The organism is Paenibacillus contaminans, from assembly GCF_003285015.1.
GTDB lineage: Bacteria > Bacillota > Bacilli > Paenibacillales > NBRC-103111 > Paenibacillus_V > Paenibacillus_V contaminans.
Window position 1 is genome coordinate 338434 of sequence record NZ_QMFB01000002.1, and the last position, 12255, is coordinate 350688.

At 54.3% G+C, this 12255-nt stretch carries 9 protein-coding genes; 3 read left to right on the forward strand and 6 right to left on the reverse strand.

The window, feature by feature from the left end:
• The first annotated feature begins 286 nt into the window (after positions 1-286).
• Positions 287-1924, forward strand: coding sequence for a CPBP family intramembrane glutamic endopeptidase (locus tag DQG23_RS05705; protein ID WP_113029841.1), 1638 nt, complete (start codon positions 287-289; stop codon positions 1922-1924).
• On the opposite strand, the gene uvrC is transcribed toward DQG23_RS05705, so the two are convergent.
• Together uvrC and trxA are read right to left on the reverse strand one after the other, a co-directional pair.
• On the reverse strand, positions 1854-3794 hold the full coding sequence (gene uvrC, locus DQG23_RS05710) for an excinuclease ABC subunit UvrC (protein ID WP_238177781.1): 1941 nt from the start codon (positions 3792-3794) through the stop codon (positions 1854-1856). The genes DQG23_RS05705 and uvrC overlap by 71 nt on opposite strands.
• 265 nt (positions 3795-4059) lie before the next feature.
• Positions 4060-4371 (reverse strand): thioredoxin, encoded by a 312-nt coding sequence (trxA, locus tag DQG23_RS05715; protein ID WP_113029843.1) that lies wholly within the window; start codon positions 4369-4371, stop codon positions 4060-4062.
• Positions 4372-4617: 246 nt separating this feature from the next.
• Here trxA and DQG23_RS05720 point away from each other — a divergent pair, with 246 nt between their 5' ends.
• Positions 4618-4758 (forward strand): YqzM family protein, encoded by a 141-nt coding sequence (locus tag DQG23_RS05720; protein ID WP_113029844.1) that lies wholly within the window; start codon positions 4618-4620, stop codon positions 4756-4758.
• A gap of 105 nt (positions 4759-4863) precedes the next feature.
• On the opposite strand, the gene DQG23_RS05725 is transcribed toward DQG23_RS05720, so the two are convergent.
• Positions 4864-5853 carry an AraC family transcriptional regulator gene (locus tag DQG23_RS05725; protein ID WP_158560320.1) on the reverse strand — a complete coding sequence of 330 codons (990 nt, stop codon included), beginning with the start codon at positions 5851-5853 and terminating at the stop codon, positions 4864-4866.
• A gap of 182 nt (positions 5854-6035) precedes the next feature.
• Here DQG23_RS05725 and DQG23_RS05730 point away from each other — a divergent pair, with 182 nt between their 5' ends.
• The gene (locus tag DQG23_RS05730; protein ID WP_113029846.1) at positions 6036-7559 is read left to right on the forward strand and encodes a sulfatase family protein; all 1524 of its coding nucleotides are present in this window, start codon (positions 6036-6038) and stop codon (positions 7557-7559) included.
• 781 nt (positions 7560-8340) lie between these two features.
• Here the strand turns inward: DQG23_RS05730 and rocF are convergent.
• From rocF to DQG23_RS05745, 3 genes are all read right to left on the reverse strand, one after another.
• The gene (gene rocF / locus DQG23_RS05735) at positions 8341-9255 is read right to left on the reverse strand and encodes an arginase (protein WP_113029847.1); all 915 of its coding nucleotides are present in this window, start codon (positions 9253-9255) and stop codon (positions 8341-8343) included.
• Positions 9256-9483: 228 nt separating this feature from the next.
• A complete protein-coding gene (locus DQG23_RS05740) occupies positions 9484-10677 on the reverse strand; it encodes an ornithine--oxo-acid transaminase (protein ID WP_113029848.1) in 1194 nt (397 codons plus the stop codon).
• Positions 10678-11071: 394 nt separating this feature from the next.
• Positions 11072-12061, reverse strand: a complete 990-nt coding sequence (locus DQG23_RS05745; RefSeq protein WP_113029849.1) for a lipoate--protein ligase — start codon at positions 12059-12061, stop codon at positions 11072-11074.
• Positions 12062-12255: the final 194 nt, after the last annotated feature.

Sequence of the window (12255 nt, forward strand, 5' to 3'; positions counted from 1 at the left end):
GTCTTTTTTCATTAAGGGATACCGCGCGCGCGTCTTTTCATCCATTTGCCGTCAATTGCTCGCGCTATGTCCAAAAACATAAGCCGTGAGTCTTCTCGTTCCCAATCAATCCGCTGGAAATGACTAACACGATATGGTAACTTGAATACAACCGAAGCATTTCTCCGTCTCATTCGCAGCTGCCGCGGTCGCGATGTTTGCCGCAAACATAAGCGTTTAATTATTCCGCTGCACAGGAGTCCGTACATAACCCGACCGTCAACTCAGCCCTTAAGGAGCGTGAACCATGGTACCGCATAAATTGAACCGTCAGCTGCTTCTGCTCGCCGTAATCGGCATCGTTCTTTACGTGTCCGTCATGGCCTATAACATGATTGCCAATTCATCGTCCGTCGAGGAGGACTTTGCGCTTCACGCCGTTACGAAAACCGCGGCGGCCGATGCAGCCGTCAAATTCGTCGAAACGAAGTTCCCCGGCGTAACGCCGTCCGGCACCCGAGTCCTGTATGAGAGCGATCAGGAGCTGAGCGGTTATTTGCAGAAATCGGGGCTTTACGACGAATACGAGAGCGCATACGGCCAGCGGTTTCCGCTCGATTACTGGCAGGTAGACGTAAAAACGCGCACCTCCGACACCGTTTATACGGTTTATGTAGGAATGGAGAAGCCGGAAATCGCCGGCTGGAGGAAAACGGCCGCTGCGCGCAAAGCGCCTCCGACGGAGGACGGCGCCAAAATCGCCGCAGCGTCGGTCATCGGCATGGGGTATAAAGCGGATGAATTCGTCTATAACGCGAACGACAAAACAGGGCGCGGCGAAAAACCGGATTCGACGCTTTATACGTTCGAAAGCACGCAGGCCAAAATAGGAGAGGCGAAGCTGCTTCTCCAGGTTAACGTCCAGAGCGGGGAGACGGTCTCCTTTAAGCCGGCCTTTTCGGTTCCGTCCGACTACTTGAGCTGGCTTGGCAAACAGCAAAAAAGCGCCAGCTGGATGACCATGGCGCATCTCGTTTTTACAGTTGTGATGGGGATCGTGGCGCTCGTGTACATGATTATGTACGCCCGCCATATTTCGTTCTCGCGCGGAATCGTCATGACGCTCGTATACGCGGCCGCTTATATCGTCCAAACGTTTAATATGATTCCCGCTTTGCAAACGCAGTCGCCGGATCAGGACCAGGTCGTCATGGTGATCCTGCTTTCCGTTTCGATCCTTTTCGTGTTATTGTCGGCCGCTTCCGTATACATGTCGCTGCTGGCCGGAGACGCGCTTTGGCGCCAAAAGAACAAGCATCTTTGGCCGCGGTGGAGCGAATCCGATTTCGGCGCGCATATTTTCTACGCGATGGGACGCGGCTACTTGATCTGCCTGTTCATCATGGGCGTTCAGCAGGTCGTCTTCTTCGCCGCCGAGAAGGGCTTTCACGCTTTCGGCGTAAACGATCCGATGCAGTCGCCGCTCAACATGCTGTGGCCGGGCTTGTTTCCGACGCTGGCTTGGCTCGCGGGCATTTCCGAGGAAATATTGTTCCGGTTGTTCGGCATCATCATTTTCAAAAAGCTGCTGCGAAATACGTTCCTTGCCATTCTGATCCCCAACGTGTTCTGGGCATTGGGACATACCGGCTATACGATATATCCGAGTTACACGCGTTTGATCGAAGTGACTTTGCTTGGTTTCATTTTCGGCTATGTTTTCCTGAAATACGGGCTGTACACGGCAATTTACGCACACGTGGCGATGGACAGCATCTTGATGGCTTTCTCCTACATAGCGAGCGAAAATACGGCCGAATCCGTTCTCGTCGGACTATTTTACGCGGCGCTGCCGGCGATCGTCGGTTACGCGATCATGCTTCTTCATGCCCGTCTGAAGCCGAAGCGTCCGCAGCCTGAGTTTGTTCCCCCCGGAGCGACGTAACGATCGTTAGCGCCAGCTTTTCACCGATTCCGAGAGGCTTAAAATCTTCGATTTGAGCCTCTTTTATTTTTTTGAGGGAGCCGAAATGCTTCATCAGCTGCTTGCGGCGCTTCTCCCCGATTCCCGGAATTTCGTCAAGCTTCGAAGCGACCATGCTTTTGGCGCGCGTTTCGCGGTGGAAGGTAATGGCGAACCGGTGAACCTCCTCCTGAATGCGCTGCAGCAAATAAAACTCCTGGCTGTCGCGGGGGAGGTTTACCGGCTCGGGCGGATCGCCGATCATAAGCTGCGCCGTCTTATGCTTGGCGTCCTTCACCAAGCCGCATACGGGAATGTACAGGCCAAGCTCGTTTTCGAGCACGTCGATGGCAGCCGACATTTGGCCGCGTCCGCCGTCCACGACAACAAGGTCGGGCATCGGCAAGTTTTCCTTCAGCACGCGTTCGTAACGGCGGCGCACAACCTCGCGCATCGTTTCGTAATCGTCCGGACCTTCCACGGTCCGGATTTTGAATTTCCGGTATTCTTTACGATCGGGCTTGCCGTCGACGAACACGACCATCGCGGAAACGGGATTCGTGCCTTGAATGTTCGAGTTGTCGAACGCTTCGATTCTGCGAATCGTACCGAGCCCGATCCATTCGCCCAAATTTTCGACCGCTTTGACCGTACGGGATTCGTCACGTTCGATAAGGCGGAATTTCTCCTCCAAGGCGACGCGCGCATTGTCGGTCGCCATGCCGACCATCTGCTTCTTCAAGCCGCGCTGCGGCGTCAATACCTTGACGTTCAGCCAGGAAGCGAGTGCGGCCCGCATGTCGTCCGCATGCTTCTCGGCTTCGTCGTTCTTCGCCTCGGCTTCCGCCGAGAGCGGCTCCGTTCCGCCGGATGACGCAGCTGCGCCATCCTCTTCTTGAGCCGGCTCCGCCGAGGGTAAAGCTGCCTCAGGGCGCTGCGTCGTTGCGGACGTTGCAGCCGTCCCTGCCGACTCCTCGGGAACGGGAGAAGGAATGATCAGCTCCTTCGGCAATGCCGGATTTTCGCTGTAATATTGGGTAACGAACGAAATGAAGTCCTCGTAAGCCTCTCCGTAGTACGGGAATAACGTCGCGCGGCGTTCGATCATTTTGCCCTGACGCATGTACAAAATTTGCACGCACATCCAGCCCTTGTCGACGGCATAACCGAACACGTCGCGGTCGACGACGTCAGACGTCGTAATGTTCTGCTTCTGCATGACGGCGTCTATATGAATGATCTGGTCGCGAAGCTCTTTGGCTCGCTCGAAATTGAGCTCTTCTGCGGCGTCAAGCATTTTGCGTTCCAGCTCCTGCTTGATCTGATCGTGACCGCCGTTCAGAAAACGGCTGATTTCCTGCACCATTTGCTCGTACGACTCGGCGGCGACCTCATACTCGCAAGGCGCGACGCATTGGCCGAGATGGAAGTACAAGCAAACGCGATCCGGCAGCGTTTTGCATTTGCGCAGCGGGTACAGCCGGTCCAGCAGCTTCTTCGTTTGCTGCGCCGAGAAAGCGTTCGGATAAGGGCCGAAATATTTGCCCTTGTCCTTGTACACCTTGCGCGTAACCTCCAAACGCGGATGACGCTCGTTCGTAATTTTGATATACGGGAACGTCTTGTCGTCCTTAAGCAGCACGTTATAGCGCGGATGGTACTGCTTGATCAGGTTGCACTCGAGAATGAGCGCTTCCACGTTATTGGCCGTTACAATATATTCGAAATTGCGAATCTCCCCGACCAGCCGCTGCGTCTTCGCGCCATGGCTTCCGGTAAAATAGGAGCGGACGCGATTTTTCAACACCTTCGCCTTCCCGACGTAAATAATCGTCCCCTCGGCGTTTTTCATCAAATAGCAGCCCGGCTTCTCCGGAAGCAGGGCCAGCTTCTGACGAATGATTTCCTGAACATGCTGCTCTCCCACGAACAATCACGCTTCCTTCTTCCAAAATATTTTCCGATTGACAGGGAAAAAGTCCGATAGACAGAGAAAAAGCCCTTCCCCCGCTTCGCCCGGCGTTGTGACCGGTCACTGCAATTTGCCGTCCGGCAAATTCCAGTATAGCAGAAAAAGAGCTTTCGCACATGTGTTCGCTTCTTTGCATTTTTTGCAATTATTGGTGGCGCGCCACGAAGTTTTTCAGATCGTCCTTCGATTTGAAGCCGACCACTTTATCGACAGGCTGTCCGTCTTTGAACAAAATCAGCGTCGGAATGCTCATCACGCCGAAACGGCCTGCGGATTCCTGATTGTCGTCGACGTTTACCTTCGCGATTTTAATGTCCACTTCTTTATCCAGCTCTTCAAGTACCGGTGCCAGCATTTTGCACGGACCGCACCATGGAGCCCAAAAATCAACCAACACCGTACCGGTGCTTTCGACTTCGCCTTTAAAGGATTGATCGGTTACGCTAACTATAGCCATGGTTCTTCCTCCATTCATTCTCAAACAGTCATCTTCCTTATATTACAATAGCAGCTATCAACATGTAAAGCATGCCTGACGGCCATCGGCCCCCGCCGAAAGTAAAAAGCAAGGCTTCCAAGGCTTACAGTCGAGGTCTTGTTTCAGAATTGTCACAACTCTCCTGCCCGAATGCTTTACAATTTGGCGAAAAGTTGGGTATACTAAACGTTAGAACATTGAGGAAACGGATTAGGGGGTTATACCATGAGCGATCCGAAACATCCGGAGCTGCATGTAAACGAGGAACCGCGCAATGATCTTATCGACGTAGGCATAGGCTTCGGCGTTATGTTCGGCGTTTGTCTCATTATTGCGGTGGTCGCCACGATCATTACGCTTCTATAATACGAAGAATGTTAAGCGGGCCGTTAACGGTCCGCTTGCGAAACCGCCGGAGCGATCCGGCGGTTTTTTTATAAGGCGAAAGCATTCCTTCACTGGCTGTGCTCCTTAAGGGATGGCGCAGGCAATTATGCCTTCTTCCCTAAACTTCGTTGGGGACTGCCCGAAATAATTCGAAAACGCCCTGGTGAACGAATACAGCTCGGGATAACCGAGCGACAGCGCGATTTCCGTTACGGGTAACCCCGTTTCCCGAAGCATCCGGGACGCTTTCTCCATGCGAAGCCGCTGTAAAAAACTTACGGGCGCAATCCCCATTTGACGGGTAAAAACGACGGAAAAATGAGAACGGGACACACCGGCGTGCTTAGCCGCATCATCCACTGTAATGCCCTCCGTAAAATGCATGCGCATAAAAGCTTCGCCACGGCCAACCCATTCGTTCTGCGTCGTTTCCTTAGTTTGCTTGCCCGCCTCCAGCTTTTCGAATAAGCGGTAAAATAGGGAGACCAGCCTCAAATAGCCCCCGTTTCCATTTCCCTCGCGATGCACGGAGCCCCGAAAATGCCGGATCAGCTCGTCAAACGTATCGGCCGCTTCGCCTTTATAAGCCGAACGGACATAGGGACACCGCGGCGTCAAGCCGGCGATTTCAAGCAAATGACCGGCCTGCTCGCCGTCGAAGGCAAGCCAGGCGAGGAGCAGCGGCGATTCCGAATGAACGATCCGGTAATCGTAGGTTACCCCCGGGAACAGGCAAAATATGTCCCCTTTCTCCAGCTCGACGGATGCATCCCCATATGCCAATCGCGTCCTCCCTGAGCGGACGGCGTGCAAGCTGTACCATTCGATGACCTTCGGCCCTACCTTGTATTCCGGCTTGGCCACGTTCGTGCCGGCGCGCACGGGCCATATTCCGCTTTTCCGCTCCCATGCGGCAGGCGTAAAAAGCAGCACCTCCGCATACTCATGACCGTATTCCGTTAATCCGGCGGCATCGGCAAGCGCTTTTTCGTTCATCTTCGTCCGCTCTGATTCCCCGAACGCAGCTTTCTTTCGCTTTCCTTTTTCACCATCGACACCTCGAGCGTTCGTCATCTCCATACGTCCTCTTTCCGTACGTTCCCTTGTCGTTTCTTTCGTTCAAATTACAAAGCTAATCCGAAACCTCGAACGTTCAAACAAAATGACAATGAAACCGAACCTAATGCCATTCTGTCATCGAAGCCGCTAGTCTATGATAAATATAAGACTTATTATATCAGAACGGAGGAATAGCCATGACTTCCAAAAGAAAAAAAACGAACATTTTGTTAATAACGAGCGATCAGCAGCACTGGAATACGATCGGCGCATTTAATCCGGAGCTATCCACGCCGAACCTGGACCGGCTCGTCCGCGAAGGAACGGCCTATACGCGCGCATACTGCCCGAACCCGACTTGCACGCCTACGCGGGCTTCCATCATTACCGGGCAATATCCGAGTCAGCATGGCGCATGGACTCTCGGCACCAAGCTGCTGGAGGACCGGCATACGGTGGGCGAGAATTTTAGAGAGGCCGGTTATCGGACGGCGCTTGTCGGCAAAGCGCATTTTCAGCCGCTGCGGGGGACGGAACAATATCCGTCGCTGGAATCGTATCCGATTTTGCAGGATTTAGATTATTGGCGGGATTTTAACGGTCCGTTCTACGGCTTCGACCATGTCGAGCTGGCGCGCAACCATACGAACGAAGCGCATGTCGGCCAGCATTACGCGCTTTGGATGGAGCAAAAGGGGCTGGCGAACTGGCGGGACTTTTTCCTGTCTCCTACCGGTACGATGGACCGTTCGATCAAGCATTCGTGGCCCATACCGGAGGAGTTTCACTACAATACATGGATAGCCGAACGTTCGAACGCCATGCTGGAAACATATAAAGAAAACGACGAACCGTTTTTCTTGTGGGCGAGCTTTTTCGATCCGCATCCGGATTATTTGGTGCCGGCTCCTTGGGACGCCATGTACAATCCCGACAAGCTGACGATTCCGTCTGTAACGCCAGGAGAGCATGCTCAAAACCCGCCGCATTTCGGGATGACGCAGGAGCGTCAGCCGGATTTCTCTCATCTGCGCGAGAGCGGAAACGGCATACACGGCTACCACTCGCACCTGATCGACGACGAAAAAGAACGCAAGCAGCTCGTAGCGACGTATTACGGCATGATCAGCCTGATGGACAAATATATCGGCCGCATACTCGACAAGCTTGACGAGCTCGGGCTCGCGGAAGACACCGTCGTCGTATTTACGACGGATCACGGCCATTTTTTCGGGCAGCACGGGCTGCAGGCCAAGGGCGGCTTCCATTACGAGGACTTGATCAAGCTCCCGTTCATCGTCCGCCATCCGGGACAAGTTCCGGCCGGCCGCGTCAGCGCTTCGATCCAGTCGCTGGTCGACTTGGCGCCGACGTTCCTGAGCTTGTGCGGCATCCCGGTCCCGCATGCGATGACCGGAATCGATCAAAGCCGCGTATGGCGCGGCGAGCAAGAACAAGCGCGCGACCATGCCGTCTGCGAATTCCGTCACGAGCCGACGACCATTCATCAGAAGACCTATGTAAACAGCCGTTACAAGCTAACCGTCTACTACAACCAAACGTACGGCGAGCTTTTCGACCTGCTGGAGGATCCGGGCGAGCTGAACAACCGCTGGGACGATGAGACATACACCGAGGTCAAAGCCGAGCTGATGCTAAAATTTTTATGGGCCGAGCTCGGCAAGGAACCGATGCCGATGCCGCGGATTTGGGGGGCTTAGCTGGGATCCATTTGTGACAGAGCAGTCATACGGCTATGCTTCATGCCTCTTCCGTCGGGCGCCGAATCATTGGCTATGACTGAAGATTCGGCGCAGTCGTATTAACGGCTGCGCAGCGTCTTTTCCATATCTCCCTGTGACGCCGCCAGCTATCAGCTTTTCACACGTCGCATATGACTGACGCATGTTGTCAACAGTTCGTCTTAGTTCGTCTTCATGCAGCGGACCTTCGCGCCGGGAGCTGAGCGCAGGCGAAATGCGCTGCAGTCCGATTTTGCCCATCTGGAACCGAGTCGGGCTCTCTTTCTTAGCCTGCAGTCCGAAAACGACCGCTTAAAACGGCAATTTAGCTCGGAACACCGGTAAATCCATTCGCTAAGCGGGCAAAATCGGACTACAATGCAAGAGGCGCCTTGATTCCTTACTACAAGTATGCAAATTCGGACTACAAGCATACGGGCCTTCGATAGCATCGCCAAGATAGGAAATCCGGCTTTTACCAGCATACGGAACCTTTGATAACATTCACCATGATGGATAAATTCGGCCTTTACCAGCATACGGAACCTTCGATAACATTCACTATGCAGGCAAATTTTGCCCTACAGAGGCGCCCAGATGGCAGCAGGTTTCTCGAATTGTCTCGATTCGCTCGGGCGCTCCGATTGAGGTCGAGCCTTTGACAAGTTCGGAGAAAGCGGCTTCGTAAGCAAAAAGACTGCTTCATTAACACCGAAGCAGTCTTTTTACGTCCAAAACATTCACTATCCGCCCTCCGCGCTTACATGATTTTCTCGCCCATCAGCGAGGCGATCAGCTCGACCGCCGCCTTCGCCGTCTGGTTCTGAATATCGAGCGTCGGATTCACCTCGACGAACTCCGCGCTTGTGACGATGCCCGCATCGGCAAGCAGCTCCATGGCAAGCAAGCTTTCGCGGAGCGTGATTCCCGCCGGAACGGGAGTGCCTACTCCCGGTGCATCCTTCGGATCTACGCCGTCCAGGTCAAGGCTGAGATGGACGCCGTCCGTGCCTTTGGATACGATATCGATCGCCCGCTCCGTCACAGCCGATATGCCCAAGCGATCGACCTCATGCATGGTGAAAACCGTCACGCCCAGCCGCTTCAAAAAAATCCGTTCGCCGGGATCCAGCGATCGTGCGCCGATAATGGCTACATGCTCGGGCTTCACCTTCGGCCGGTCTCCCCCGATACCGGTCAGCAGCGGATGCCCGTAACCCATGGCCACAGCAAGCGCCATCCCGTGAATGTTGCCGGAGGGCGACGTTTCCGCCGTATTGACGTCGCCGTGGGAGTCGTACCAGATGACGCCGACGTTCGACTTCTTCCTTCGCAGCCCTGCAAGCGTCCCGATCGCGATGCTGTGATCGCCGCCGAGCACAAGCGGAAACCGCCCTTTCTCTGCGATGCCCGCAACCGCTTCGCATAATTCCTCGTTCACACGAACGATCTCGTACAAATACTTCAAATTCGATTCCGGCACATCGGAATGATGCTTCGCCCTCCTGACCACCAGATCGCCTTCATCGGCTACGACAAATCCGAGCTGCTCGAGCCGCTGCTCCACGCCCGCGCATCGAATGCTGCTCGGCCCCATATCGACGCCGCGCCGGTCGGCGCCGAGATCCATCGGCACCCCGATCAGCGACAACTCCTTATTTTCCCATTCCTTCATAGCGGCAGCCTCCCGTCAGTCTTATCGTCTGTCTGCGAACCGCCACAAGCTCCTTCTTCCTTTGCTGCGAAATGCACATACCCCCGGCTTTGAATGACCAAATTCGTTTCGTAAGCGATCGCCCGACAGAATGCCGAATAGATAATCTGCTTCTATTTTTTCGTGGTCTCGAAAATTTCGTTTGTTACCAGGAAAATTTTCTTCATCGATGAACTTTACCGTTATCCGTTATCCGGCCAGCACGCCCTCAAGCCTTTCCAGCGCCCAATCGAGCTGTTCCTTCGTTACCGTCAGCGGCGGCGCGAGGCGTATCGTGTTCTCGTGCGTTTCTTTGCACAAAAGCCCGGCTTGCATCAATCGTTCGCAATAGGGCCGCGCCTTGCCGTGAAGCTCGATGCCGATAAACAGTCCTTTGCCGCGAATTTCGCGGATGAGCGGACTTTCCAGCCGCTCCAGCGCCTCTTTCATGTATGCGCCTAGCGCAAGCGATCGTTCGGCCAGCCCTTCCTCCTCCAGCACGCGCAAAGCCGCCGAGGCTACTGCGCAAGCAAGCGGATTGCCGCCGAACGTCGAGCCATGCGAGCCGGGCTCGAAAACGCCGAGTACTCCGGCGTCCGCAGCTACGGCTGACACCGGATATACGCCGCCGCCGAGCGCCTTCCCCAAAATATAAACGTCGGGAACGACATCCTCCCAGTCGCTGCAAAATATCCGGCCGGTCCGGCCGAGCCCCGTCTGGATTTCATCAGCCATCAACAGGACATTGCTGCGCTTGCAAATCGCCGCCGCCTCCCGCAAATAACCGTCAGGCGGCACGACGATCCCGGCCTCCCCTTGAATCGGCTCGACGAGAAACGCCGCCGTCTCCGGCGTGATCGCTTCCTCCAGCGCGTGCAAATCGCCGTAAGGAACCGTCCGGAAGCCCGGCGTAAACGGTCCGAAGCCTCTTTTATACGCTTCCTCGGATGAGAACGACGTAATCGTTACCGTTCTCCCGTGGAAATTTCCCTCGCAGACGATGATTTCCGCTTGCCCGTCGGGGACTTTTTTGATATCGTACGCCCAACGTCTGGCCGCTTTGATTGCCGTCTCCACCGCTTCCGCTCCCGTATTCATCGGGATGAACATGTTTTTTGACGTAAGCCGAGACAGCTGCTCATATAACTCCGCGAGCGGTTCATTGTGAAAAGCCCGAGACGTCAGCGTCACCTTATCCGCCTGTTCTTTAAGCGCCGACACGATCGCCGGATGCCGGTGTCCGAAATTCAGCGCGGAATAACTGCTGAGCATGTCCATGTACCGGTTCCCTTCCGGGTCCTCCACCCAGACCCCTTCGGCCCGGGAAATGACGATCGGCAGCGGATTGTAATTTTTTGCGCCGAGCGCTAACGTCCGATCGATAATTTGCCGCGATTTTGTCATGCGATCTCCCTCCTCTTCAAAGTAAAGCTGAAAGGATCGTCTTCGGCCAACATCGAAACACAAGAATGAAAACGCTTTCTACATGGTGTTACTTTCATTATACTCACGTGACGCGGCGAACGATACGGGAACATTCTTACAATCCATCATAAGTTTGGAGCTTGAAAACTGTGCATACTCCTATTTCTCTCTATCAGAAAAAGCGGCTGTCAGTCGTGAAGCATCCAATTTCTTTCCTGCGGGCCATTTCCACGCTGGAATTTTGTGTAGCTGGGGAGCTGTAAAGCCAGCCTGTTTCGGAAGGAGAAACGCCGCCCTGCCCCGTCCAGGCAAAATAAAGGAAAACGGTTCCTCGGATCAATACATCCGGGGAACCGTTTATTCAAAATCCATGTCAAAACATAAGCTCAAGCCATTGTTCTTTGGTGATCGGCCCAAAATAAAGGGTCAAATCGTTATCCTCCAGCATGCTGCGCACGGCGGCTTCGTCATACTTCAAGCCGATTAGCTGCTCTGCAAACTCCTCGGCGTCCAGAGCGCCGAAAAAGTCGCCGAATACGGCCGCTTCCGCGATTTGGCCGTTTTTGACGTCAAGCCGGACATCGAACGTGCCGACGCCTTCGATACGCTTCGTATGCCTGATGTTAAACGCCGGCGATTTGCCGTAATTCCAATCCCAGTTTCGGTAGCGCTCGTCCGCAAGCTTCCGAACCGCCTCCCAGTCCGCTTCCGACAGCTTGTACTCGGGAACGCCGGCTCCGCCGAAAATCGATTCCAGCAGCTTTTGCCTGAATTCGGCGACGGTAAGCGGCTCTAGTAAAAACTCTGATATGTTCGCCACCCGGCTGCGGATCGATTTTACGCCCTTCGACTTGATCTTCTCGAGATTGACGTTTAGTGCAGACACTACGTTCTCGATTTCCGAATCAAACATGAGCGTGCCGTGGCTGAACATACGGCCTCTTGTGGAATACTGCGCATTGCCGGAAATTTTACGCTCGCCGACTTGTATGTCATTGCGCCCGGTCAGCTCCGCCTCGACGCCGAGCTCGTGCAGCGCCTTCACGACAGGCTCCGTGAACTTGCGGTAATTATGGAACGATTTTCCGTCGTCATTGGTGATGAAGCTGAAATTCAAATTGCCGAGATCATGATACACCGCGCCTCCGCCGGACAAACGGCGCACGACATGGATACCGTTCTCCTTCACGTATGCGGCGTTTATTTCCTCCACCGTATTTTGGTTTTTGCCGATAATGATCGACGGCTCATTAATGTAGAAAAGCAAATAATCGTCGTCAGCCGGAAAATGTTTAAGCGCGTACTCCTCAAGGGCCAAGTTCAGCGCCGGATCGGTAATGCCTCGGTTGTCTATAAACAGCATAAGCAGGCTCTCCTTATCGATGGCATGTCGAGTCGCCGTCCGCAGACGGTCTCTCACCACTATACCTTATAGGAACGGTATTTTTCCACCTCTGCAAGGCACCGTGATCAAACGAAGCGCCCCCCTTCGCAGCGCAAACTTATTCCAGTTTGGCCCGCTCCCCAATGATCAGCGAAATTTGCCGAAATGCTGCA

Excerpts from the sequence above, each read along its gene's own strand:
- DQG23_RS05705 (WP_113029841.1), top strand. The coding sequence starts at position 287 with ATGGTACCGCATAAATTGAACCGTCAGCTGCTTCTGCTCGCCGTAATC.
- uvrC (WP_238177781.1), bottom strand. The coding sequence starts at position 3,794 with ATGAAAAACGCCGAGGGGACGATTATTTACGTCGGGAAGGCGAAGGTG.
- trxA (WP_113029843.1), bottom strand. The coding sequence starts at position 4,371 with ATGGCTATAGTTAGCGTAACCGATCAATCCTTTAAAGGCGAAGTCGAA.
- DQG23_RS05720 (WP_113029844.1), top strand. The coding sequence starts at position 4,618 with ATGAGCGATCCGAAACATCCGGAGCTGCATGTAAACGAGGAACCGCGC.
- DQG23_RS05725 (WP_158560320.1), bottom strand. The coding sequence starts at position 5,853 with ATGACGAACGCTCGAGGTGTCGATGGTGAAAAAGGAAAGCGAAAGAAA.
- DQG23_RS05730 (WP_113029846.1), top strand. The coding sequence starts at position 6,036 with ATGACTTCCAAAAGAAAAAAAACGAACATTTTGTTAATAACGAGCGAT.
- rocF (WP_113029847.1), bottom strand. The coding sequence starts at position 9,255 with ATGAAGGAATGGGAAAATAAGGAGTTGTCGCTGATCGGGGTGCCGATG.
- DQG23_RS05740 (WP_113029848.1), bottom strand. The coding sequence starts at position 10,677 with ATGACAAAATCGCGGCAAATTATCGATCGGACGTTAGCGCTCGGCGCA.
- DQG23_RS05745 (WP_113029849.1), bottom strand. The coding sequence starts at position 12,061 with ATGCTGTTTATAGACAACCGAGGCATTACCGATCCGGCGCTGAACTTG.